This is a genomic window from Paenibacillus sp. Leaf72, assembly GCF_001422685.1.
GTDB lineage: Bacteria > Bacillota > Bacilli > Paenibacillales > Paenibacillaceae > Pristimantibacillus.
In genome coordinates this window covers 237897-260891 of record NZ_LMLV01000001.1, presented here as the reverse complement: position 1 = coordinate 260891, position 22995 = coordinate 237897, and the positions used below count along the sequence as shown (strand labels likewise).

Below are 22995 nucleotides of genomic sequence, written 5' to 3'. Positions count from 1 at the left end.
GAGGCAAGCAGCATGAGCATTTTGGAACAGTTTCTTCCAGCATTTCTTGAAGAAATCGTGGGCGACCGCTTCGGCCGCTACTCTAAATATATTATTCAGGACCGTGCCATACCCGATGTACGGGATGGCTTGAAGCCGGTACAACGACGTATATTGTACGCGATGTACGATTCCGGCAATACGCCGGACAAGCCATATCGCAAATCTGCGAAAACGGTCGGCGATGTAATGGGCAATTATCATCCACATGGCGATTCTTCGATATACGAGGGCATGGTGCGGATGGCGCAGCCTTGGAAAATGGGGCATATCCTCGTTGACGGCCACGGCAACTGGGGCTCGATGGATGATGATCCCGCTGCGGCCATGCGTTATACGGAAGCTAGATTATCTCCGCTAGCCATTGAGCTGCTGAGAGATATTGATAAGCGTACGGTCATGTTCAAGGATAATTTCGATAATACGACGAAAGAGCCGGTTGTGCTGCCGTCTCGCTACCCCAATTTACTCGTAAATGGGGCCAGCGGCATCTCTGCCGGCTTTGCGACTGAAATACCGCCCCATAACTTGCGTGAAGTTATTGATGGCTGTATCACCGTTATGAACCGCCCAGAGACGACGCTCGAAGAGCTGATGCAAATTATTAAAGGGCCTGATTTTCCGACGGGCGGCCTCATCATGGGTGAGGAAGGCATACGCGATGCTTATGCGACTGGCAAAGGCCGCATTTATTTGCGCGCCAAGACAGCAATCGAGGACATGCGCGGCGGACGCCAGCAAATTGTCATTACCGAAATTCCTTATCAGGTTGTCAAATCACGCCTTGTGACGGCGATGGAAAATATTCGACTGGAGAAAAAGGTCGAAGGTATCGCCGAGGTGCGCGATGAGAGTGGACGAAACGGCCTTCGGATCGTGATCGAGCTGAAGAAGGAAACAGATGCAAACGGCATTTTGGCTTATTTGCTCAAAAAGACGGATTTGCAGGTGGCCTACAGCTTTAATATGGTGGCTATCGTTAATAAAACGCCGCAGCAGCTCGGCATTCGCCAAATGCTGGATGCGTATATTGCACATCAGAAGGAAGTTGTCACATTCCGTACGCAATATGATCTGGAAAAAGCGGAAGATCGTGCCCATGTGCTGGAAGGTCTCGTTAAGGCACTGAATTTGCTTGATGAAGTGATTGCGGCGATTAAAGCTTCCAAAAACCGTGCCGATGCGCAGCAAAATCTCGTCCAGAAGTTCGCGTTCAGCGAGCGCCAGGCGGATGCGATTTTAACGTTGCAGCTGTATCGTCTGACGAATTTGGAAATTACGTCGCTGGAGAAAGAGCATAAAGAAGTGATGAAGCGCATCGCTTATTTGAGCAGCATCTTGAACAGCAATAAGAAGCTGATCGGTGTCATTCGTGATGAGCTGATGGAAATTCATGCGAAGTTCGGCATTGACCGCCGTTCAGACATCCAGGGAGAAGTAGAAGAGCTTAAGGTTAACCTTGAGGTGATGGTAACGCCTGAGGAAGTGCTCGTTACACTGAGCAATGAAGGTTACATGAAGCGGACAAGCATGCTTTCGTTTACGCGCTCCGGCGGTGAAGTTGGCAACGCGGGCGTGAAGGATGGCGATATCATTCGCGGCTTGTACGCGGTCAACACGATTGATAATTTGCTGCTCTTCACGAAAAAGGGACAATATTACACGCTGCCCGTCCATCAAATTCCCGAGTTCAAATGGAAGGATACGGGGACCGCAGTCGTCAATATCGTTCCGATTCCGAAGGATGATGCGATCATTAGCGTCATCCCAGTGAAGGACTTTAATGTTCCAGGCGCTTCGCTCGTCTTTGTTACCAAACGCGGACAGGTGAAGCGGACTGAGCTGAAGGACTATATGTCAACGCGCTCGACAGCGATTGCAGCCTGCAAAGTAGCTGAAGGCGACGAGGTTATTAAAATTTTGCCGAGCGACGGTACGAAGCAGCTGATGCTCGTGAGCAAGCAAGGCTGGAGCATCCGGTTCTCCGAAAGCGAAGTAAACCCTATGGGGCGTGTCGCTGGAGGCGTGCGCGGCATGCAGCTGAAGGAAGACGACGAACTGATTGCGGCAGACTGGGTAGGCGAGGATGAAGGAGAATTGTTCGTCATCTCTGACCTTGGCTATGCCAAACGCTCGCTGCTGCTGGATTACCCTGTTCAGGGCAGAGGCGGCAAAGGGGTTCAGACGTTCGAATTTAAAGAAGGCAAGCGCGTGAAGCCGAATGGCTCAGCACTTGTTTATGCCGTTTATTGCAAGGATGCGATTGATCTCATCGCGCTAGCCTCATCTGGGGCTAAGCTGCCGATGACGACGGAGAAATCACCGATAGATGATCGCAGATCGATAGGGCGGACTATCGTTCCGCTCGAAAAAAATGATGTTTTAACGGCAGTCATTGTCCGTCCGTCTGATGTCCTTCAATCATAAGGGCGATTAGGCGGATCAAAGCGTTCAATTAACTGGATCATCGCATCCAACATAACCCACAATGGTACGAGCTCATCCGGGCGATCGAGCCATTGTGGGTTTTTTATGATGCCATAAGCTTTAATTTTGCGAATAATTTCGGCTTTCTCGTTGTCCATTGAGGTTCACTCCTTATGAGGTGAGGATGGCGAAATAGGGAAAGCGCCCAGATTCATTGTATGTCTACTCTTGTCAAAACGTTCGGGTATATCGCAGTTTGTGAGGGAAATTATTAATCGGGTTAACCTTTTATTCGACAATCTCGGATGGTATAATTGGAATTAAAGAGAAATTGGACAGGAAGCGGGTGTATGAATGGTTTCTGATGAATTTACTCGATTGTGGACGAAGCTAAGCAGAGAATGGAGGACAGGTCTGGAAGAGGGACTGGCGCCGCTCACGGAAGGCCAGCTGAATGTGCTGGATTTATTGCTGCAACACCAACCGATGAAGCCATCCGATCTGCTGCAGCATTTGGCAACGACTCCAGCAGCGATTACTACTTTGCTCGATCGTATGGAGCGCAATGAACTAATTGTACGTACAAGAGATACAGCCGATAGACGAATTGTATGGGTATCCGTATCAGGCAAAGGGAAATCAGAGGCACAGCGTGGCAAGGAAGTACGAACGAAGCTCATTTCCGAAGCGCTAGACCGGATCTCCTCCCATAATCAGCAGCTGCTTGTTTACTTATTAGGCAAGGTAGCCAATAGATAGTTCCGCTAATGCAGGGTGCAGGTGGAACAGGCGGCTTAAGGCAAGACGCCGCTATATTCTGCACAAAAAGGGCGTTGCTGTCCTAAGACGGCAACGCCCTTTTATGTTTGCTTATCCTGTTACCCATTCTGCCCTGAACAGCCGCGATTAGGACATCGATTCGAGCCGGGTGCGCAGCAGGCTGAGATTTTTTTTCAGAGAGGCATATAGATCTGGTGTAAGCAGCTTGCTCGACTGCTCCGCAAGCGTTTGCTCAACAGGCAATATGCGATAGCGATAATTATGATCCGGTTTGTAGCGGTAAACCCAAGTCGGAATGGCTTCAATATCGGCAAGCTGGATGCTGCCGTCCCCGTTATTTTTGCGAATAAGCACTTGATAAATGACGCCATAATCCTTCGTGTCTCCACGCTGGTTGGAAATAAAATTGCCCATCGAATAAATGATAAGTCCTTGGCGCTCGCGGCCGTCGTCATCCGTTGCCTCCAGCACCTCATAGGGCTGAATGACATGCGTATGCGAGCCTGCGATAATGTCGGCGCCTTCCGCAATCAGCTTGCGGGCAAGCGTCTTCTGCTCCTCATTGGGCTTCGTCTGGTACTCCGTTCCAAAATGGAGCGCTACCGTAACAAAATCGGCGCCTGCTTTCTTAAGCTTCTTAATATCGGCAATCATTTTTTGCTCATCAATTAGCGGAACCATATATGGCTTTCCTTTAGGAATAGCGATGCCGTTCGTACCATACGTGTAAGCGAGCAGCCCCATGCGAATCCCGTTTTTTTCGACGATGATGTTTGTATCCGCTTCCTTTTGTGTGGCGGCGGAGCCTTTTATTATAAACTCTTTCTCTTTCATATGCTTCAGCGTCAGCAGCAGCCCTTTCTCGCCTTTGTCGAGCATATGATTGTTGGCATTGGTCAATATGTTGAAGCCGGCGTTTTGCAGCGCATCGAGCAGGGCAACGGGCGCATTAAACGTCGGGTAACCCGTATAAGCGAACGCGGATCCGGCTACAGGCGTTTCTAAATTCGCCAAAACCCAGTCGCCTTCTTTCAATATCGACGCTACATCTTGAAAGAAAGGATCGAAGTTATAGCTTTTCGTCTTTTTGTTATAAGCACCCGGCAGCTCCGGGGAATGCATCATAATATCGCCAACGGCGACCCATAGCGCTTCCTGATAGCTGTTAGAAGGGCTGGATGGGGGAACACTGGCTTCCTGCGTTGTAGTGGGCTCGGGTGATGGCTCAGATGATAGCACAGGGGAGGTCGTTGCACTAGGAGCTGTAGCCGATTGTGCGCTGGCGCTCGATTCCGACTCCACTTGCATCGTGGAATCGACGCTGTTAGCGGTAAACGGTAATGAGCCTGCTAGCGGCGGGAAAAAAATAATAAGGAGTCCTGCTGCTGCCATCAGCAGCAGGATCATATTGACGGCGAGATGAATTTTAGTCCTTCGGCGCATGGACGGATTCTCCTTCAGCCAGGTAGACGTCTGCTGCGGCTTCCAGCTCGGCTTGCGGCCACCAGCCCCAAGCTTTCGACCCATAAGGGATGGAGCGGAAGCAGACGTGTTCCTTCGTTATGGGATGGGAAACCGAAACGGAAGTAGACCAAAGCGCGATATCGTTAACACCGCCCGTTTGCGGCGCTCCATATTTGCGGTCGGCCACCAGCGGGCAGCCGATAAAGGCCATTTGCGCCCGAATTTGATGGGGCCGTCCCGTATGCAGCATGACAGCTATGAGAGCATAACGGTCTGTACTGGCTATAACCGTATATTCGAGCACAGCCTCCTTCGCTTCCGGTGCTTCCTGCTTGAATACGGTCACCTGATTAAGCTTCGCATCCTTGCGGATAAAGTGGCGAAGCTTGCCGCTTGCCGCATGAGGCTTGCCATGTACGACGCACACATAGGTTTTGCCAAAATTTCTGCTGCGGACTGCCTCGGAGAGCCGTGAGGCCGCTTTCGAGGTTTTGGCGAACAGCATGGCGCCGCCCACAGGCTGATCCAGTCGGTGAATAAGGCCGAGAAACACATTTCCCGGCTTATCGTGGCGTTTTTTTAAATCGCGTTTGAGCAGTGTCAGCATATCCGGCGTACCCGTGTGATCCTCTTGGGAGGGAATGCCCGGCTGCTTCACAACTGCCAAAATATGATTGTCTTCAAACAGCACCGGAATTTCGCCGATGCCATCTAGAGAGTAGCCAGCCATTAGACAGACTCCCAGCGGCCCAATATGCCGCAAGGCAGGTTCAGTCCGGATGCAGTAATAGGCAGACCGATTTCGCCGCAATGTATCGCACCGCCGAAGCGCTTCGCCATCGTCATATGAAGCAGATTATGCAGCACGGATGGGGATAGACCTGTCGTGTACGAATTAATTAGCATAAACAATGGATTATCGGATAAAATCGTCGTGCAGAACTCAAGGAACGGGAACAGGTTCTCTTCCAGCTTCCACGTCTCGCCGTTCGGTCCGCGTCCGTAGGACGGCGGGTCCATAATAATAGCGTCATATTGACGGCCCCGGCGCTGCTCGCGTTGAACAAACTTGAATACATCGTCGGTAATGAAGCGGATCGGCTTGTCGGACAGCCCGGAAAGCTGGGCATTTTCTTTCGCCCACTGCACCATGCCTTTGGAAGCATCCACGTGAACAACCTCTGCGCCTGCTGCGGCAGCCGCAACCGTAGCTCCACCGGAATAGGCGAAAAGATTGAGTACGCGAATCGGACGGTCCGCCGTGCGGATTTTATCCATCATCCAGCTCCAGTTCACCGCTTGCTCAGGAAAGAGCCCCGTATGCTTGAAGCTGGTCGGCTTAATATGGAAGGACAGCTCTCCATAGGATATGGTCCAGCGCTCCGGCAGCTGGGAATTGAACTGCCATTCGCCGCCGCCAGAGGAGCTGCGGTGGTAGTGGCCGTCTGTTTTTTTCCACAAGCCGTCTTCCTTCGCTATTGGCCAAATAATTTGCGGGTCCGGCCTGCGAAGAATATAAGAGCCCCAACGCTCCAGCTTATCTCCATTCCCTGTATCTATTACCTCGTAATCTCTCCATTTATCTGATACGTACATGATTTTAGCGTTCCTTCCCAATTTCAAAATTTGTATTATAATATTAAGGTCAACGCTAATTATAGCGAAGCAAACAAGTTGAAGCAATTGGGAGAGGATATTTATTCGAAAGGTATTTTGGGGATGGGTCGCCGGGCTTGCCGCAAGCCTGGTATTATTTGCGTTAACTACAGCGATTGCAGCACGTCCAGAGCTGTCACAGCTCGACAAAGAAACAGCCGCATTCGCTGAGCAAATGCGGGGAGAAGGATGGACGGCTTTTTTCAAGGCGCTGTCTTATATGGGTTCTTCTCTATTTATTATCGCAGCGACTTTTGCGCTTTTTCTATGGTTCGGTTGGCGCAGCGGCTGGCTGAAAGCAGCTCCGATTATAGTAGGTACTGGACTTGTATACATAACGAATACGTTGGCCAAAATGGCCTTTGACCGGGGCCGGCCAGAGGAGGCTTGGGGATTAGAGGCAGCTGGCGCAAGCTTTCCAAGCGGAAATGCCATGATGGCGATGGCGCTTTATGGGCTTGCAGCTATTTGGATTGGAAGGGATGCCTGGTTTAGTCAAACGATGAAGCGGGCCAGCTATGTACTCGCCGGATTGCTTATTGTATTAATGGGCGCTTCAAGACTTTATTTCAGCGTCCACTACGCAACGGACATTATTGGCGGGTATGCAGCGAGCTTTGCCATCCTTGCACTGATGATGACCGTTCTGACGGCTCGCCGCTAAAGAAAGCAGCAGGGCAGCAAGCCGGCAAAGGATTACTCCGACTCGCGAATGACATTAAGCAATTTATGAATCGATGCTTTTCGTTTGTCTTCATCCATATGATTCAGCAGCTGCAGCAGCTCGTGCGTTTCTTCCCTGGCGAGCCCAGCCACTTGCTGGCGGGTCTCACCTTCAATAATATAATCCGTCGTCACATGAAAAAAGAAGGCGAGCTTAATCAGCGTTTCATATACCGGCTGGCGATTGTTAATTTCGTAATGACTGTAAGCGGAGCGGGTGATCCCGATCGCACGGGCAACGGCTTCTTGCGAAAGATTTTTTTGTAGGCGGAGTTCCTTCAAGCGGTCTCCCATCGTCATTTTTAGTGGCTCCTTCAAAAAAGCTGAAATAATAATACAAGCTTAACTATTAATTTATGATACAAAATGTATCATTGTCAATAGTTTTGGCGAAAATAGCAGGAAACAACTGTGTTTAGGGGAGGGGAAACAAACCGTGGTACTAACCTTTGAATGTGTTTGCGGCAATCAAACCGGATTGTTCGCAACCGGAGATCGAGACGAACAGGGGCGCGAATATTTAGAAGCAGAGGACGATGATCGCATCAGCTGGATCATGGGCGATACTGGGATGTTGTTCAAATGCTCTTTCTGCGGCCATACTTACCGATTAGAGAAGCAATAGCTTGCAAGAAAGGGCACCGAACGGGCCTCTGTGCAATCAAGCATTGCAAACGATGTTGTTTCAGAGTATGGAAATAAGAGTAAAAAAGCTGGATTTTACGCTTTATGCGTAGAGTTTGGCTTTTTTTGCTTATGCTTGTCACAAAAGGGGCGGCTTCTTTGTCTTATCTTATGAGAACCGAAAAACACCAACCTACTGGGAGGAATTTAAAATGAAATTAAGAGTAAACTATCGCACGGCGAACCCTGCAGTATTTAAAGCGTTGATGGAATTGGAGAAAGCAGCGTCAAGCTCCGGCATTGATCCTATCACCTATGAGCTTATTAAGCTGCGGGCGTCGCAAATCAATGGCTGTGCTTTTTGTCTGGATATGCATAGTGAGGATTTGATGAACAAAGGCGAAAGTTTGCAGCGAATTATGCTGCTAAGCGTATGGCGAGAAGCGCCTATTTATACGGAAAAGGAATGTGCCGTTTTGGAATTGACCGAGCACGTGACTCAGGTTTCTTCAGCGGGAGTGCCGGATGAGCTGTACAATCGCGTGAGAGACTATTATGATGAAGCGGAATATGCAGCATTAATTTTGGCGATTATTACGATCAACAGCTGGAATCGGATTGCCATTTCAACTAGCATGTTCCCCGGCTGCTTCGACTAAAAGGACGTTATAGGAAATTATAAATTTGGTTATTTGTTTACGGGAAAGGAAGTTTTGGAAGCGAGATGGCGGATACTCAGGTGTTGTGGAAAGTAGCAGAGTGGTATGCGGATTATAAGTCGCTGCTTAGCTCGCTTGCATACAAGCTGCTTGGATCACGGCAGGAGGCGGACGATGTCGTCCAGGATGTTTTTGTGACGCTTCAGTCGGCAGAGCCTTCTCCGCTGCGCAATGTCAAAGCCTATCTGTGCAAAATGACGGTCAACCGCTGCATGAATGTGCTGCAATCTGCCCGCCACAAGCGAGAAGCTTATGTCGGCGAATGGCTGCCGGAGCCATGGAGCGGCGATTATGGCGATGAGCCTTTGGAGCAGCTCGCGCGCAGGGAAACGATCAGCTATGCCATGCTCGTCATGCTGGAGCATTTATCCCCATTAGAGCGTGCGGTATTTGTGCTGCGTGAAGGCTATGGCTATGGCTACGATGAGCTTGCTGAGCTGGTAGGCAAGTCTGAGTCAAACTGCCGCAAAATTTTAAGTCGTGCCAAGCTGGCGCTTGACCAGTACCGCCTGCTTCCACAATCGGATGCTGAGGAACAAGAGCTAACAGTGGACGCAGCAGCATTGGAGCCATTTGTTGCGGCATTTGAACAGGCCGATATTGGGAAGCTGCTTGCTCTGATGCGTCAAGATGCTGTGTTTATCACCGACGGCGGCGGCAAAGTTACTGCAGTGAGACGGCCCGTTATTAGCGCACGCCGCGCTGTAATACTGCTGCGGAGAATGTCCACGCACAGCCTGCACGGTACGAACATATCCATTTCTATGTTGAACGGACAGCCAGCGCTCATTTTCCGCCGGGGAAAAGAGGTTCAGGCGGTCATGTGCCTAGAATGGGTGCAAACGGAGGAAGGCAGCCGTATAAAGCGAATTTATGTGATGTATAACCCGGATAAGCTATCGTTTATTTAATGTAAGGTTCCACTCATAATTTGCTTGCTGGATGCAGAACATAAGGTCGAGTAAGCAGCATATGAATGAGGGGGAACAGCATGATGAAGCGAATAGCACTCCGGCTGCTGAGCCTGTGTCTGGCTGTATGGCTAGGCTGCCTGGGGATGGACAGCGTAATGGCGCAGCCGGGCGTGTATCATTTTGGGTTTAAGAAAAGCGCTGGAGGACAGCTGCCTTCGATAAATGAGGAAGGTTTCAAAGGCATCGTCCAGCAAAATGGGGCGATTTTCCTCGGCGATACGAAGCAAAAGGAGCTGTATTTGACCTTCGATAATGGCTATGAAAACGGCTATACAGCTAAGGTGCTGGATACGCTAAAAGCGAAGGGTGTGCCTGCTGCTTTTTTTGTAACAGGCCATTTTATTAAGGATCAGCCGGAGTTGGTGAAACGTATGGCGTCAGAAGGACATATCGTTGGCAACCATTCATGGAGCCATCCGGATATGACACAGCTCAGCTCAGGACAAATTCAGACCGAGCTCAAAAAGGTGGAGGAGCAGTCGGCACTGCTGACCGGCCAGCAGCAAATGGCGTATTTGCGGCCGCCGAGGGGGATTTTCAGCAAACAGGTGCTTGCTGTCAGCAAGCAGGCTGGATATACAAGCGTTTTTTGGTCGGTTGCCTACAAGGATTGGGACATTAAGAGCCAGAAGGGTGCAGCATACGCCCTAGATCAAGTGATGCGCCAGCTCCATCCGGGAGCTGTAATATTGCTGCATTCGGTTTCAAGCGACAATGCCCAAGCTTTAGGGGCGATTATAGATGGCGCGAGGGCGCAAGGCTATACATTCAAAAGCTTGGATCAGCTGACGAATCGCAGCTATTGATAGGTATTTGCTGCTTCGTCAGGAGAAAGTTAATCGCCACATACGCTGAATACGATAAGAAATAAAACGGAAATATAAAAAATAAAACGAACCCCGTGATCTTGTTAAGAATGCACGGGGTTCGTTTTATGTGTATAGGGGGCATGCTGTGCGCCAAATGAGCGCCGCTATGTTTTATTTTGTTCCAGCGGTATATTGGGCACTTGGCAGTTCAACGGTCCAGCCGAATGGATCGGCAATGACGCCCGTTTGGATGCCTGTTAACGTCTCATACAGCTTGCGCGACAGCGGGCCTGTCTCGCCACCGCGAAGCAGCAGCTGCTCATCAAGGTAATGCAGCTCTCCAATTGGCGAAATAACCGCTGCCGTACCTGTTCCGAAAGCTTCCTCCAGCGTATCATTATGATAAGCTTCCACGAGCTCGTCAATGGACAGCTTGCGCTCCTCAACAGGAATGTTCCACGATTTAAGCAGCTCAATAATCGATTTGCGCGTAATGCCGTCAAGAATGCTGCCATTCAGCGCCGGAGTGACAATCGTGCCGTTGATGCTGAAAAAGACGTTCATGCTGCCGACTTCCTCGATGTATTTGCGCTCAACACCATCCAGCCACAATACTTGCGTGCAGCCTTTGGCTGATGCTTCTTCCTGGGCTTTCAAGCCAGCAGCATAGTTGCCAGCTGTCTTGGCATTGCCGACGCCACCTTTAACCGCACGTACATATTCGGATTCTACAAAAATTTTCACCGGATGAATACCCTCTGCGTAATACGAGCCGACCGGCGAAAGGATAATCATAAACATATAGTTTTGAGAAGGCGCTACACCAAGTGATGATTCGTTCGCAATTATGAACGGACGGACGTAAAGGGACGTTTTATCCTCATCAGGAATCCAGTCCTGATCAACAGCAATGAGCTGCTTCAAAGCTTCCAGCGCAATTTCCTCATCAAGATGCGGAATGCTCAGACGCTCGTTAGAACGGTTTAGCCGTTTAAAATTTTCCTCTGGACGGAACAGCAAAATGCTGCCGTTATCCGTGCGATACGCTTTCAACCCTTCGAATACCGTTTGTCCGTAGTGGAATACCTTGGAGGCAGGGTCGAGCGTAATTGGTTGGTAAGGAACGATTCTTGGGCTATGCCAGCCTTTCGATGTTTCATAGTCCATAATAAACATATGATCGGTATAATATTTTCCAAACCCTAATTGATCGGATTGGGGCTTTGTTTTTTTGGTAGCTGCTAGTTCAATGGCAATCGGTTGGCTCATTTCAGAATCCTCCCACATATATTCGTAATATTCGTTTAGTTGAATCGTACCACTTAACGAAGTATATTGATAATATCTGTTTTATCGGATCATCATACTTTTTAGGTATAGGAGAATGCATATGGATATACGTCAGCTTAAATACTTCCTGGCTATCGCCAAGGAGGGGCAAATTACGCGCGCCGCCAAGCTGTTGAATATGGAGCAGCCCCCACTAAGCCGCCAATTAAAGCAAATGGAGCAGGAGCTGAACGTCACTTTATTTGACCGCAATGGCAAAAGCCTTGTGCTGACTCATGCGGGAGAGCTGCTGCGCGATAAGGCCGAAAGCTTGGTTAATCAATTTAATGAAACGATGCAGGAGGTACGCGAGCTCGATGCGGGCATTCAGGGCGTACTGCCGATTGGCTCGGTCGTGTCCTGCATTTCGCTGCTGCCGCCTGTCATTGAGCGGTTTCGGGACAAGCATCCCGAGGTGACGTTCAAAATTTGGGAAGGCGATCATTATATGCTGGGCAGCCAGCTGGAAAAGCGCAGCATTGAGCTTGTTGTTGCCAGGCTGCCGTTTGAATCAGCTTCTGATTCGCAGCCTTATTCGATATTGCCGCTGCCATCCGACCCATTCGTTGCGGTGCTGCCTTCAAAGTGGAGCACAGATCCGCAAAAGCAATCGATGCAGATGAGCGAGCTTAAGGATTTGCCGTTTCTTGCCCTTAAGACAGAGCGGACAACGGCCATGCATGAGAAGGTAATGATTGAGTGCCGCGCCCACGGCTTTGAGCCGAAAATCATCTGCGAATGCTCGAGCGTCGCCATAATAATGGCGCTAGTGGCAGCAGGAATCGGCGTAACCGTCTTTCCTAAATCGGTTATGGCTTCTTTTCCGCTGCCAACGATTCGCATGCTGGCCATCACGGACACGGATTTTCAATCGGATGTCGGCATCGTATGGCTCAGGAATCGTTATCTGTCCAATGCTGCCCGTCATTTTATTCAAATGTTTCAGCAATAACCGCCATGAACGTCCCTTCGGCCAATTGTTTTATCTTTTCCAATTGTATGACGGTTTGTTCAATATCTTAGCCGCCATCATTTACCTTTTGTATGGCAAGCGGAGTCTCATTCAGGCAGATGTTGACCAACATTGCGATGCAGGGTGAAAAGAAGGAGTTGAACGTCAAGCTGGAGAAGCTATTATGAGGATAATTTGGAGCTTGCTGTGGTTGATTTACGCGCATCGTTGTTGTCCGACACCAATGTGCAGAAGGGCAATGAGCTCAAAACAGCAATAACCGATGCACAGACCAAATACGTAATGGGTGAGCTTGACGAGAAAGGTTGGAATGATGCAGTTGCAAAATGGAGAAAAGACGGCGGAGACAAAATCATCGAAGAGTTTACAGCCGATTACAACGCAAATCACGCAAAATGAGGGGAAAGCGATTATCTTGCAGCGCGCAGACCCTTGGATTTATAAGCATGTAGACGGCTGGTATTATTTCACGGCGACAGAGCCGGATTATAATTATATCGAGCTGCGCCGCTCGCAGACGATTGCGGGGCTTGCTGATGCGGAGCCGGCTGCAATTTGGCACAAGCATGAAAGCGGCGAGATGAGCGAGAAAATTTGGGCCCCGGAAATTCATTTTATCAATGGCCGTTGGTACATTTATTTTGCTTCGGGGCGGACGGATGCAGGCTTTGCCCACCGCACCTATGTGCTTGAAAATGAAAGCGCTAATCCGCTGGAGGGCGCATGGACGGAGAAGGGCAAAATCATAATGAACTGGGAGTCCTTCAATCTGGATGCTACGACGTTTGAGCATAAGGGAGAGCGCTATCTGGTTTGGGCGCAAAATGATCCAGCGATCAAAGGAAATACAAACCTGTACATCGCGGCGATGGAAAACCCTTGGACGATTCGCGGGACTCAGATTATGATCGCAACCCCTGAATACGATTGGGAAAAAATCGGCTATTTGGTTAATGAGGGGCCCGCGATCATTAAACGGGGCGGCAGCATTTTCATCAGCTATTCTGCAAGCGCTACCGATTTTAATTATTGCGTCGGTTTGCTGACGGCATCTGAGGATAGCGATCTGCTCGATGCGGCTTCATGGACGAAATCGCCGGAGCCGGTATTTAAGACGGATGAGGAACGTGGGCAGTATGGACCGGGCCATAACGGCTTCACTGTAGCGGAGGATGGCGAGACGGATGTATTCGTGTACCATGCCCGCACCTATAAGGAGATTGAGGGCGACCCGCTAAATGATCCGAATCGTCATACATTCATCAAGCAGCTGCATTGGTCGAAGGATGGCAGACCTGATTTTAATATCTGGAGTAAAGGTTAAATAAAAAAAGTGGCCCACATCTCTGTGGGCCTGTCCTAGTTATATGATCAACTGTGGGGTTGATAGTTATTATTATATAAACAAAACCTTAGTCGAACCTTAAAGAACTTTGTCTAACGATTGTCTAAAACGTGAATGATTGACGTCAAATGTGACAAAAGGCGCTATAAGGTTGAAAAAAAGCTCAAATTCAGCTGAAGCCCTTGCTTTATCTGGATTTTTTTGAAATATAATACTATTATCAGTTTCACCCTTATAATGGGCTTATATTTCACCCGCGAAACGGTAGCTTTGCCGCCAGGCGTTTTTCTTAGTTTTTCGCTTTTGTCGATTAATCCCTGGGCAACTGTCACAATTCAGCATCTTTTATTGTGATTTCAATCACAATCAAAAACGTATTCCTTGTTTATACTGGTGAAGATCAAGTTTGAAGGATACTTAGACCCGTGAGGAGAGTGCGATGATGCTGAGTGAGAAAACCATTGCCACAATTAAATCTACCGTTCCTGTATTGGAAGTCCACGGCACGACAATTACGAAGCGTTTCTATGAGACGATGTTTGCGGCTCATCCGGAGCTGCTTCATATTTTCAACCATGCCAATCAAAAACAAGGCAAGCAGCAAGCGGCGCTCGCAAATGCGGTTTACGCTGCCGCTCTTCATATTGATAATTTGGCTGCTATTTTGCCAGTTGTGAAGCAAATTGCCCATAAGCATAGAAGCTTGGGGATTTTGCCAGAGCATTATCCGATCGTCGGAAAATATTTGCTTGCTGCCATCAAGGATGTGCTGGGCGATGCGGCTACTGATGATATTTTGCAGGCGTGGGCAGAAGCATATGGTCTTATTGCCGATGCGTTTATAGGTGTGGAGAAAGAGATGTATAAGCAGGCGGAGCAGCAGCATGGCGGCTGGGAAGGGTTCCGGGCTTTTGTGGTCAATAAAAAGGTTCAGGAGAGCGACAACATTACATCCTTCTACCTCGTTCCGGAGGACGGCGGTGCGATTGCAAGCTTTAAAGCTGGGCAATATGTGAGTATGAAAAGGGAACTGCCGAATGATGCCTATACCCATATTCGCCAATATAGTTTATCGGATTCGCCAAGCAAGCCTTATTACCGCATTTCGGTCAAACGCGAGGATGGGCAGGATGACCGGCCTGCTGGCAAAGTGTCTGTGTCTCTGCATGAGCATTTGCGCGAGGGAGATATCGTTCATTTGTCAGCACCGGCGGGCGATTTTACCGTTGATTTGGAGGATACGCGGCCTGTCGTGCTCATTAGCGGCGGCGTTGGGCTGACACCGATGATGAGTATGCTGCATGCTGTATTGGAAGCCAGTCCAGAGCGCCCGGTTACCTTTATCCATGCGACCACGAATGGTGACACGCATGCGATGAAGGAGCAGGTATCGGCGCTTGCCGGCCGTCATCCGCAGTTGTCCGTCTTCTACTGCTATACGCAGCCGACGGCGCATGACAAGGCGCTTAAAGATTACCACAAGGAAGGTCTGATCAATTTCCCATGGCTGCGTACAGTTATTCCGACGACGGATGCCAGCTTCTATTTTTGCGGACCGCAGCCGTTTATGAAAATGATCAATCGCGCTTTGCGGGTGTTTGAAGTTCAGGTTTCCGATATTCATTTTGAGTTTTTTGGCCCGGCAGAAAGCTTGAACGACGGGCAGGGAGAGCAGCAGGAAACAGCCGATACCGTTTAATTAGACGGATGCTTCTTTCAGTGCGCTCTCGGCGGCCTTTGCCCGCAGAAGACGATTGACCGTTTCGCGGCGCAGCCCGATCAGCTGACCAATTTCATCCTGCGTCAGTACATCGCAAAGGGTAGCCGGTGAAATATGCTGATCGAACCACTGCTCCAGCTTGCGGAGCTTATCAATTGGAGCGGCCTGTGTCAATTGATCGATGCGCTGCTGCATCATGCGCAGCTTGTTTTGCAGCAGCAGCGCAATATCGCGGCATTTTTCCGGCTCGCTCTCCAGCGCTTGGTACCACTCCTGCGATGGCAGCACCTCAATATCGCAGGTAACCAGCGCTACAGCTGTCCCGTGATACGCCTGCTGAGTGATGAGAGAATGATGGGGAATCGTTTCGCCAGCGGTAATAATATTCATTAGAATCGGACTGCCATCCTCATGCAGGCGAATAATTTTGAGCATGCCGCTTTTAATATGGTAGAGGGGCCCAAGTTCTCCTTGGCGGAACAGCGTTTCTCCTTTATGAAGCAGCATAAAGAGCAACTTCCTTTCCATACTGTATTTCTTATATGTAAATTATAGCGGCTTTTTATAGACGGGATCAATCAGTTCCAGGCTGATTGGTCTTTTTTTGCAATTTGGACATTCCTAAGCTATTCTTTAGTGACCTATCTCACAGTGGTTCGGCGCATTATACTGGTACATTCAAATAAACGAGAACAGCTTTTGAAAGGACGGGCTTCTAATGAACATACACAAGGAAACAAACGATAGCAAACTTCAGAGAAAAGCGGTAACGCTAGGCGACGCGCAGCAGGCTTTGCTGGAACGGGTTCATCAATCGGGTACGGTTAAAATAGCACTGGCCGATGCAGCAGGCTATCGCTTGGCCGAGAATATTCGCGCGCGCGAAGCAATTCCGCATTTTCGCCGTTCCGGCATGGATGGTTACGCGATTCGAACGGCTGATTTGCAGCAGCTTCCTGTTATGCTGGAAGTCATAGAACAGCTGCCATGCGGCACTGTGCCGACAAAAACGGTTACATCCGGTACAGCATCGCGGATTATGACAGGCGGGATGGTGCCAGATGGTGCCGATGCCGTCATCATGCTGGAAATGACCGAGGAGGCCACAGAAGCCGGCCGGCCTTATGTCAAGCTGCGCAAAGCGGTGCCGATCGGCGCGAATATTTCGCCAATCGGCGAGGAAGCGCGCGCTCAGGAGCTGCTGCTGGTGGCGGGCGAGACGATTGGACCGGGGCAGATGGCACTGCTGAGCGCACTTGGCTTCGCGGAGGTTCGCGTGCACCGCAAGCCGCTCGTTGCCATCGTTTCAACAGGGAGCGAACTGTTGTCCATTGATGATCCGCTGGAAGGCGCCAAAATCAGAAACAGCAACATTTATATGCTGGCGGCCCAAGTGCGCGCATGCGGCGCTGAACCGCTTTTTGTGGAGCATATTGCTGATGATTATACAAACGCTGAAAACATGCTGTACAAGCTGCTCGCAAGCGATGTGGATATGGTTATTGCAACTGGAGGCGTGTCTGTCGGAGATTATGATATTATCGCTGATTTTTTCCTGCTGTGGGAAGGGGAAACGCTGTTTAATAAAATTGCGATGCGCCCAGGCAGCCCAACGAGCGCTGGCGTATGGAATAACAAACTTTTCTTTGGATTGTCCGGCAATCCGGCAGCATGCTTTATCGGCTGTGAATTATTGGTGCGTCCCGTTTTGCTCGCGATGCAGGGGGAGCACAAGGCGGCAGATGTTCAAGCACATGATGCTTTTCTTGCAGCCGATTATAACAAGGTAAATGCTTATCCCCGTTATGTGCGGGGCATTCGTTATTTCAACAACGGACTGGTGTACGTGAAGCAGGAGGGCATGGATATGTCGAGCGCGCTGGTTACGTTAAAGGATGCAAACTGCCTGATAGTCATTCCGCCTACGAAGACAGGCATCAAGGCGGGGACGCTTGTTACGGTCATTCCTCTTGCTGCTGCTAAGTTGTAAGGCAGGGGGAAACCTGCTATGAAAAAGCTCCCTTTCCCCCTTCCAGCGCTATCAATCGAAAGGGGAAAGGGAGGCTGTAATCGGCACAAGGCGTGGTTTGCCGAGCAGGTATACACACGGTTATTATTTTTGCAAAGTCTGCAAAGCTTCTAAGCCTACATAGCCTTTATAGCTCTAATTAACGTTTCTAACGCGCCTATCTTCTAAATCAAGAGTCTGCTGCAGAGACGGCAGCGGCTGTGCTAACGCTGTTAACAGCCTCTTCCTTCATGCGTTTGCGCGTATTCCAGTCAAAACGCCGCGCATTGCTCCAAAAATTATATTCTCCTGTATAGTAGCCCTGCTCATCTACCTCCAGCTTTTTGCGGGCAATCATTTTGACATAACCAATGACGCGGCTGAAGGTGGCGATATCGTCGCTGCCGCAAACGGGACAGGTGTGGATGTTTTTTCCGTCCTCGGCGACGATTTGCTGGCTGCAAGCGAGACAGCTAGTCAGAGTCGGAGTAAGCGTAATATATTGAATAGGCTTCTCAAAAATTTTCCTTAAATAATCGGCCAGCCTCTCCGGAGCCAGCTTCGTTTCAAGGAAATGGTGCAAAATGCTGCCGGAGGTCGCATAAGCCTGGAATTCGGCGCTGTTCTCCACCTGGCGCAGAAAGTCATCCTCGCTGAACGGCAGCATGCAGCCTGAGGTCAAATAAACGTTTTCCCCAGTGCCCTGTACAAAAATAGTGCGGTCATGGTTTTTCGCCCATTTGACATCATGGCGGGCCAGCTTGATGGCAGCATTTTCACCCGGTGCATATTCGATGCCGCAGGCGACCTGATCGCGGACGATAAAAGTATTGATCGTTTCTGTCATAAACTGCATAATCCGGTGGGCGAGCTGCTTGCCTGCCTCATTATTCATCCCGCCCTCATAGCCGATATTGATTAGCCCCTCATGCATCCCGGTAACGGCGAACACATTGAAATAATTGGACAAGTCACGGTTTAAAGCGAAAAAGGTCGGATACAGCTCTTTGTTTTGCTCAATCCACTGCCGCTTGGCCATATGGCCTTCCTGCATAATGTTCAGCAGCTCGCCCATTTTCGCAAGCAGCGTATCTTCATTTCCGCCGTATTCCATCAGGACGCGGTTCATGTTTAGATTAAGAACTTGTACGGCACCGGTAGAGCCAGTGGAGCTGCCAAAAATCCCGCTTCCGAGACGTGACAATACCGTTAAATCAATTTGCAGTCGGCAGCATAGGCTGCGGCTGACCTCTGGATCACGCGGCTTAATATAAGGGTTCAGACGGCGATAATGCTCGCTTTCGAACGGCTTGCTGCGGAAGTTTTCGAAATAAACGCCGCCCCATTGGTACATGCCGTCCAGCAGCTCCAGAAACAACGGGTTGCTGTAGTCAAAATGATCGTCAATCGGCACTGTCAAGAGCGGAAAGGTGAACGGGATGCCATTGCCTGTACCCTGCTTCATCACCGCAATCACCGCCTCATTAATCCGGTCAAAGTAGGCGGATGGAATTTCCTTGTAGCGCTTGTCCAGCGGCGAGCCGCCAATGACTACAAAATCATCCTTGATTTCATCAGAAGGCTTGCCAAATTCCAGCGTTATATTGGTGAAGGCAGATTGCGAGCCGCCGCGCAGCGGCATGTTCATTTCCCAGATCAAGCTTTGGAACAGCTGCTGAAGCTCCTCTGCCTTAAAGATGTGCCCCTTGACCGTCTCCTCATAATAGAGATAGGAGGCAGACACTGTCGTCATCTGCGAGAGCATGACGGCGCCGGACACCTGCTGCGACATCAGGACGACGAGATTGCTGAAATGACGCAGCAGCGTTTCCAGCTTTTTCGTCGGGTGCGAGGACATCATATTTTTTGCCAGTGTAGGGATGCCGCTTGTTGCAATATCTTTGCAGCCTACACTTAGGCAATAGGGGCTAAGCTGCTTGTCGTGAATGTACACAACTCCGTCCCAGTATAGCTCGGTAAGAGCAGGCGGCAAAATATGCTTCAGCAAGTACTCCTCCTCGGCAAAATTGTTCAGATTATGGCGCAGCAGCGGCAGCGAGTAGACGAAGTTGCTGTTCTCTCTTTTCAAATAGTCGGCTTGCTTCGTTTCGGACCCGGAAGTAAACGTGCGGATAATATCGGTAGATTGGCTAAACATCATCGGCCTCCGTTCTATTTTTGCGGTGGATGGTAGGGATTCAGGGAATAAGGTACAATGCTGTCATACTTGTCTTTCAAATGCTCAACATAGGAGGCAATCTGGACGAAAAACTCCTCGCTCAGCAGCGGGTAACGAACGGTCCTTACTTGGCTCAGCCTGCTGTTGTGGCGAATGACGAGATCGACGGAGTCGAGGATGTCCTGACAGAAGCGGACGGAAGGCTGGGCGCCGATAATCGCCTCGAACACCTCGGCATCCTCCGCAGGGTCCAACAGGTGAAAGGGCAGCTTCATATCGATATGAACGCCGTCGATCAGCGCCAGTTCCAGCAGACGCTTCAGTTTGCCTGGGAACGTGCCATTAGTCATAATAATGATTTTCCCTCTGAAAATAAGGCGTACACGCCGCAGGAAGCTTTCCAGCTCCGCCGCGCTGCCGATTAAAAATTCGCCCCCGCTGAACAGCACGGCGTCGAACAGCCCGTCGCTGCCGCTCAGCCGATCAAGCGTCTCCTCTGCGGTTAATAACAAGTGCGGAATCGGCTTCTGCGCGATTAATTCCGCATCATTATGGCAGCCGTAGCAGCGCATATTACAGCCGTTCCAGGCGTGGATCAGCAGGGAGAGATGCCCGGGCAAATCTGTAAAGGTACGGATGAACCGGGGGTAGAAGGTCAGCATCATATTCTCCTTCCCACTGGAATAACTACATTTAGTTTCAGGAGTTAATAGTAATACAACATATGGTAGTCGTGAAGTGATAGGGATCACAGCAGCGTGAGAAAAAGAAGGAGAGGGACCATTGCCAACTTCCATTATTCAAATTGTCGGCTTTAAAAATACCGGGAAAACGACGCTGACCGCAGCGCTGGTCAAGCAGCTTGCCGAAGCCGGTTGCCGCGTCGGCACGGTTAAGCATGACGGACATGATTTTGACATTGATCATCCGGGTACCGATACATGGCAGCATCGCGAGGCGGGTGCGCATAAAATCGCCATCACCTCGCCGCATCGCACGGCAATTATGGAGCAAAGGCCAACGCCGCTGAATGAGCTGCTTCAGCAGTTCCGTGAAATGGACTGGGTCATTGTCGAAGGCTTTAAACAAGAGCGCTATCCAAAAATTGTCTTGATCCGCAAGGAGGAGGATGAGGCGCTCGTTATGCAATTAGAGCAGGTCGTTGCGGTTGCATCATGGTATCCGGTGAGTTTCGATGGGCTTCCGGTATTCACTGTTGAGGACAGCGCGGGTATGGCAGCTTGGATACGGGAGGAACGCGGCAAGGGAGCATTCGTGCTGGAGGAACCGACGTAAGCGTATAAGCGGGGAAAGGTAAATTAAAGCAAATGCCCGCTAGAGTTCGTATCGCTCCGTGAGACGCTCGTGGTGCTACGAACAATGGACAACAGCACGAATAGGCAAGCCGCGATGAGAGTCATCAGCAGCTTGCCTATTTATTTAAATATAAGAAAGTATAAGTTTTTGCCATACTGTGCTTCTATTTCTCGGACTGAAACGCGCGGCGCCGCCAGAGGACGGCGACAGCCGTTTACGCTTGAAATATAAGCATTTATAAGTATCACCCTTATAATGGGCTTATATTTCATCGCGAAACGGTAGCTTTGCCGCCAAAGGACGGCGGCAGCCGTTTACGCTTGCGCCTAGCAATAGCCTAAAAATTCCTTCGCCTCTTCTGACATCATGGCAGGCTGCCATGCAGGCTCCCAGACGACATTAACGTCGACGGAGGTGAAGCCCAGCTCCCCCAGCAGCACATGCCGGACGCCGCCAGCGATCATATCATGCATCGGGCAGCCTGTCGTTGTCAGCGTCATTTCCACTGTAATATGCTCATCTTTCCAATTCAGGTCGTATACGAGGCCAAGATCGACAATATTAACGCCCAGCTCGGGATCATGCACCTTGCGCAGCAATTCCCATATTTGCTCCTTCGTACGTTCTTCCATTCTGCTCCTCTCCTCTCCAAAGTGCCGTTCATTACCGTGTAAAAACCAAGGCGATTAATGAAATGTAACCGAGTGAAAATAAAGAAAAGCCAAGCCCGCCTACAAGCGCTAGAAACGGCAGGCCAAGCAGCAGCCCCGCAAACAGCAGCAGCAGGGAAAAAGCGATGCCGGTAAGCCCAAGATTGACGCCGTTATCACCCAGCAAAGCAGCCATGGTAGGTATGCCTGTTTTGCCGACCTGCGGGCCGTATTTTTGCGTCCACCATAGAAAGGGGACGATTTTGGACAAGTAGCATAAAATCATAAAAGCTACCCAGCCGCCTAAATAAATCCAGCCCGCAGCTGTTGCCAGCGCAGCAGACTCGAACGCCTGTGGATAAAACGCCGTATAGATGAGCGCACCGATGGCAAACAGAGCGATAGCGCGGCAGCTGTTCACCGACCATACGATGCCTGCACCCGGATGGCGCTTGTGCCTATGCTTGCGAATTTGCGCAAGGTGAACATTGTATGCAAGCAGCGCAAGCACGAGAAAGAGCAGCGCAGTCCATTTTGCCCAGAAGCCCCAGCCAAACAGGAAGGAGGCAGCACCCATCAGCACGCCAGCATTCCATAAGCCGAGCGTGACATAGGACAGGCGGGCGGGAAAGCTGTGCGCCAAATAAAACATCGGCAGCATTTTATAGCTGAAGCCGGTAATGAGCAGCCCGAACCAGCCTAAGGTGCCGAGCCAAATATGGGCGCCGAACAAACGTTCATGCAGTCCGCTCCAGGCGTTTAGGGCGAAGTTCAGTCCCATGCCCATGCCGGACAGCCCCGTCAGCGTCAAATACAAAACGGCGCAAGCAGTGCTGAGCGTAATGGCATTCCACTGTGCGGCGCGCCATAGGGTATAGGTGACATTAAAGGCGAACAGCAGCAGACCGATTAGAGCGAGTACCGCAAAGCCGGCAATCCAGGCAACCTCGCCTTTAATGAACCCGTAAAGCAGTCCGCATACCCCGGCGGTGAAGCAGCCGTAATGGACGTAAGCGAGCCGTTCGCTATAAATTTTTGATTGTAAAATAACATGAATGAGCTGATACACGGCGCCCATGGCAATCATCGTTGCCCAGCCAAGGATGATGAGATGGATGTTGAACCATCCTGTGGGCCCGCGAACAGGATCTAGGGTCCAGTCGGCAAGCGACAGCAGGGAGGTGAGGTGGAACAAGGTGAACCCGGCGATGCCTGTTGCGATAAAGAGAAAAGGGAGACGCAACATAAGCTGAGGCCTC

Annotated in this window: 24 protein-coding genes; 13 read left to right on the top strand and 11 right to left on the bottom strand. The window is 50.2% G+C overall.

The annotated features are described in order from the left end of the window. Nucleotides 1-12: 12 nt before the first annotated feature. Nucleotides 13-2466, top strand: coding sequence for a DNA gyrase subunit A (gene gyrA, locus ASF12_RS01085; RefSeq protein WP_056028604.1), 2454 nt, complete (start codon nt 13-15; stop codon nt 2464-2466). On the opposite strand, the gene ASF12_RS35150 is transcribed toward gyrA, so the two are convergent. Then, complete coding sequence (locus tag ASF12_RS35150) at nt 2457-2624, bottom strand: hypothetical protein (protein ID WP_172455590.1); 168 nt, start codon at nt 2622-2624, stop codon at nt 2457-2459. The genes gyrA and ASF12_RS35150 overlap by 10 nt on opposite strands. A gap of 196 nt (nt 2625-2820) precedes the next feature. Here ASF12_RS35150 and ASF12_RS01080 point away from each other — a divergent pair, with 196 nt between their 5' ends. Continuing rightward, on the top strand, nt 2821-3225 hold the full coding sequence (locus tag ASF12_RS01080) for a MarR family winged helix-turn-helix transcriptional regulator (RefSeq protein ID WP_046233412.1): 405 nt from the start codon (nt 2821-2823) through the stop codon (nt 3223-3225). A gap of 147 nt (nt 3226-3372) precedes the next feature. Here ASF12_RS01080 and ASF12_RS01075 read toward each other — a convergent pair whose 3' ends face one another. Genes ASF12_RS01075 through ASF12_RS01065 form a run of 3 tightly spaced genes read right to left on the bottom strand, consistent with a single transcriptional unit; the run spans nt 3373 to nt 6306 of the window. After that, on the bottom strand, nt 3373-4689 hold the full coding sequence (locus tag ASF12_RS01075; protein WP_081418553.1) for a CapA family protein: 1317 nt from the start codon (nt 4687-4689) through the stop codon (nt 3373-3375). Continuing rightward, complete coding sequence (locus ASF12_RS01070) at nt 4673-5440, bottom strand: RluA family pseudouridine synthase (RefSeq protein ID WP_056028602.1); 768 nt, start codon at nt 5438-5440, stop codon at nt 4673-4675. Before ASF12_RS01070 ends, ASF12_RS01075 begins: the two co-directional genes overlap by 17 nt. Further along, entirely contained in the window at nt 5440-6306 is an 867-nt protein-coding gene (locus ASF12_RS01065) for a class I SAM-dependent methyltransferase (protein WP_056028599.1), read from the bottom strand. The genes ASF12_RS01070 and ASF12_RS01065 overlap by 1 nt, the downstream gene beginning before the upstream one ends. 280 nt (nt 6307-6586) lie before the next feature. On the opposite strand from ASF12_RS01065, the gene ASF12_RS01060 reads away from it, so the two are divergent. Next, nucleotides 6587-7030 (top strand): phosphatase PAP2 family protein, encoded by a 444-nt coding sequence (locus ASF12_RS01060; RefSeq protein ID WP_056028596.1) that lies wholly within the window; start codon nt 6587-6589, stop codon nt 7028-7030. 32 nt (nt 7031-7062) lie between these two features. Here the strand turns inward: ASF12_RS01060 and ASF12_RS01055 are convergent, their stop codons facing one another. After that, entirely contained in the window at nt 7063-7389 is a 327-nt protein-coding gene (locus ASF12_RS01055) for a helix-turn-helix domain-containing protein (RefSeq protein ID WP_056028593.1), read from the bottom strand. Nucleotides 7390-7525: 136 nt separating this feature from the next. Between ASF12_RS01055 and ASF12_RS01050 the strand changes: the two genes are divergently transcribed. The 4 genes from ASF12_RS01050 to pdaA all read left to right on the top strand — a co-directional run bounded on the left by ASF12_RS01050 (nt 7526) and on the right by pdaA (nt 10212). Continuing rightward, on the top strand, nt 7526-7714 hold the full coding sequence (locus ASF12_RS01050) for a hypothetical protein (RefSeq protein ID WP_056028590.1): 189 nt from the start codon (nt 7526-7528) through the stop codon (nt 7712-7714). 211 nt (nt 7715-7925) lie between these two features. Further along, nucleotides 7926-8372 (top strand): carboxymuconolactone decarboxylase family protein, encoded by a 447-nt coding sequence (locus ASF12_RS01045; protein ID WP_056028587.1) that lies wholly within the window; start codon nt 7926-7928, stop codon nt 8370-8372. An 80-nt stretch (nt 8373-8452) separates the two neighbouring features. Beyond that, entirely contained in the window at nt 8453-9343 is an 891-nt protein-coding gene (locus ASF12_RS01040) for a sigma-70 family RNA polymerase sigma factor (protein WP_235533008.1), read from the top strand. A gap of 83 nt (nt 9344-9426) precedes the next feature. After that, a complete protein-coding gene (gene pdaA / locus ASF12_RS01035; protein WP_056028580.1) occupies nt 9427-10212 on the top strand; it encodes a delta-lactam-biosynthetic de-N-acetylase in 786 nt (261 codons plus the stop codon). A gap of 174 nt (nt 10213-10386) precedes the next feature. Here pdaA and ASF12_RS01030 read toward each other — a convergent pair whose 3' ends face one another. Continuing rightward, complete coding sequence (locus ASF12_RS01030) at nt 10387-11484, bottom strand: branched-chain amino acid aminotransferase (RefSeq protein ID WP_056028576.1); 1098 nt, start codon at nt 11482-11484, stop codon at nt 10387-10389. Between the two features lie 121 nt (nt 11485-11605). Between ASF12_RS01030 and ASF12_RS01025 the strand changes: the two genes are divergently transcribed. The 4 genes from ASF12_RS01025 (at nt 11606) to hmpA (ending at nt 15561) form a co-directional block, all read left to right on the top strand. Continuing rightward, entirely contained in the window at nt 11606-12496 is an 891-nt protein-coding gene (locus tag ASF12_RS01025) for a LysR family transcriptional regulator (protein WP_056028574.1), read from the top strand. 195 nt (nt 12497-12691) lie between these two features. Continuing rightward, nucleotides 12692-12916, top strand: a complete 225-nt coding sequence (locus tag ASF12_RS35000) for a hypothetical protein (protein ID WP_162241874.1) — start codon at nt 12692-12694, stop codon at nt 12914-12916. A 16-nt stretch (nt 12917-12932) separates the two neighbouring features. Beyond that, entirely contained in the window at nt 12933-13841 is a 909-nt protein-coding gene (locus tag ASF12_RS01020; RefSeq protein ID WP_442952484.1) for a glycoside hydrolase family 43 protein, read from the top strand. A gap of 463 nt (nt 13842-14304) precedes the next feature. Next, nucleotides 14305-15561: an NO-inducible flavohemoprotein gene (hmpA, locus tag ASF12_RS01010; protein ID WP_056028564.1), complete on the top strand. Its 1257-nt coding sequence runs from the start codon at nt 14305-14307 to the stop codon at nt 15559-15561. Here hmpA and ASF12_RS01005 read toward each other — a convergent pair whose 3' ends face one another. Beyond that, nucleotides 15562-16089 carry a Crp/Fnr family transcriptional regulator gene (locus ASF12_RS01005; protein ID WP_056028560.1) on the bottom strand — a complete coding sequence of 176 codons (528 nt, stop codon included), beginning with the start codon at nt 16087-16089 and terminating at the stop codon, nt 15562-15564. It lies immediately after the preceding gene. A 211-nt stretch (nt 16090-16300) separates the two neighbouring features. Here ASF12_RS01005 and ASF12_RS01000 point away from each other — a divergent pair, with 211 nt between their 5' ends. Then, a complete protein-coding gene (locus ASF12_RS01000; protein WP_056028557.1) occupies nt 16301-17572 on the top strand; it encodes a molybdopterin molybdotransferase MoeA in 1272 nt (423 codons plus the stop codon). Between the two features lie 208 nt (nt 17573-17780). Here the strand turns inward: ASF12_RS01000 and nrdD are convergent, their stop codons facing one another. Both nrdD and ASF12_RS00990 read right to left on the bottom strand, forming a co-directional pair. Beyond that, on the bottom strand, nt 17781-19751 hold the full coding sequence (gene nrdD, locus ASF12_RS00995; protein ID WP_235533007.1) for an anaerobic ribonucleoside-triphosphate reductase: 1971 nt from the start codon (nt 19749-19751) through the stop codon (nt 17781-17783). Nucleotides 19752-19762: 11 nt separating this feature from the next. Further along, nucleotides 19763-20434, bottom strand: coding sequence for a radical SAM protein (locus ASF12_RS00990; protein WP_235533006.1), 672 nt, complete (start codon nt 20432-20434; stop codon nt 19763-19765). A 118-nt stretch (nt 20435-20552) separates the two neighbouring features. Here ASF12_RS00990 and mobB point away from each other — a divergent pair, with 118 nt between their 5' ends. Beyond that, nucleotides 20553-21065, top strand: coding sequence for a molybdopterin-guanine dinucleotide biosynthesis protein B (mobB, locus tag ASF12_RS00985; protein WP_056028548.1), 513 nt, complete (start codon nt 20553-20555; stop codon nt 21063-21065). Between the two features lie 347 nt (nt 21066-21412). On the opposite strand, the gene ASF12_RS00980 is transcribed toward mobB, so the two are convergent. Beyond that, on the bottom strand, nt 21413-21718 hold the full coding sequence (locus ASF12_RS00980; RefSeq protein ID WP_056028546.1) for a metal-sulfur cluster assembly factor: 306 nt from the start codon (nt 21716-21718) through the stop codon (nt 21413-21415). A 31-nt stretch (nt 21719-21749) separates the two neighbouring features. Beyond that, nucleotides 21750-22982, bottom strand: a complete 1233-nt coding sequence (locus tag ASF12_RS00975) for a hypothetical protein (protein ID WP_056028543.1) — start codon at nt 22980-22982, stop codon at nt 21750-21752. Nucleotides 22983-22995: the final 13 nt, after the last annotated feature.

Excerpts from the sequence above, each read along its gene's own strand:
- ASF12_RS00975 (WP_056028543.1), bottom strand. The coding sequence starts at position 22,982 with ATGTTGCGTCTCCCTTTTCTCTTTATCGCAACAGGCATCGCCGGGTTC.
- gyrA (WP_056028604.1), top strand. The coding sequence starts at position 13 with ATGAGCATTTTGGAACAGTTTCTTCCAGCATTTCTTGAAGAAATCGTG.
- ASF12_RS01055 (WP_056028593.1), bottom strand. The coding sequence starts at position 7,389 with ATGACGATGGGAGACCGCTTGAAGGAACTCCGCCTACAAAAAAATCTT.
- ASF12_RS01070 (WP_056028602.1), bottom strand. The coding sequence starts at position 5,440 with ATGGCTGGCTACTCTCTAGATGGCATCGGCGAAATTCCGGTGCTGTTT.
- ASF12_RS01030 (WP_056028576.1), bottom strand. The coding sequence starts at position 11,484 with ATGAGCCAACCGATTGCCATTGAACTAGCAGCTACCAAAAAAACAAAG.
- ASF12_RS01005 (WP_056028560.1), bottom strand. The coding sequence starts at position 16,089 with ATGCTGCTTCATAAAGGAGAAACGCTGTTCCGCCAAGGAGAACTTGGG.
- pdaA (WP_056028580.1), top strand. The coding sequence starts at position 9,427 with ATGAAGCGAATAGCACTCCGGCTGCTGAGCCTGTGTCTGGCTGTATGG.
- ASF12_RS01025 (WP_056028574.1), top strand. The coding sequence starts at position 11,606 with ATGGATATACGTCAGCTTAAATACTTCCTGGCTATCGCCAAGGAGGGG.
- ASF12_RS01000 (WP_056028557.1), top strand. The coding sequence starts at position 16,301 with ATGAACATACACAAGGAAACAAACGATAGCAAACTTCAGAGAAAAGCG.
- ASF12_RS01080 (WP_046233412.1), top strand. The coding sequence starts at position 2,821 with ATGGTTTCTGATGAATTTACTCGATTGTGGACGAAGCTAAGCAGAGAA.
- ASF12_RS01065 (WP_056028599.1), bottom strand. The coding sequence starts at position 6,306 with ATGTACGTATCAGATAAATGGAGAGATTACGAGGTAATAGATACAGGG.
- ASF12_RS01075 (WP_081418553.1), bottom strand. The coding sequence starts at position 4,689 with ATGCGCCGAAGGACTAAAATTCATCTCGCCGTCAATATGATCCTGCTG.
- ASF12_RS01045 (WP_056028587.1), top strand. The coding sequence starts at position 7,926 with ATGAAATTAAGAGTAAACTATCGCACGGCGAACCCTGCAGTATTTAAA.
- ASF12_RS35150 (WP_172455590.1), bottom strand. The coding sequence starts at position 2,624 with ATGGACAACGAGAAAGCCGAAATTATTCGCAAAATTAAAGCTTATGGC.
- ASF12_RS00980 (WP_056028546.1), bottom strand. The coding sequence starts at position 21,718 with ATGGAAGAACGTACGAAGGAGCAAATATGGGAATTGCTGCGCAAGGTG.
- ASF12_RS01060 (WP_056028596.1), top strand. The coding sequence starts at position 6,587 with ATGGGTTCTTCTCTATTTATTATCGCAGCGACTTTTGCGCTTTTTCTA.
- hmpA (WP_056028564.1), top strand. The coding sequence starts at position 14,305 with ATGCTGAGTGAGAAAACCATTGCCACAATTAAATCTACCGTTCCTGTA.
- ASF12_RS00990 (WP_235533006.1), bottom strand. The coding sequence starts at position 20,434 with ATGATGCTGACCTTCTACCCCCGGTTCATCCGTACCTTTACAGATTTG.
- nrdD (WP_235533007.1), bottom strand. The coding sequence starts at position 19,751 with ATGATGTTTAGCCAATCTACCGATATTATCCGCACGTTTACTTCCGGG.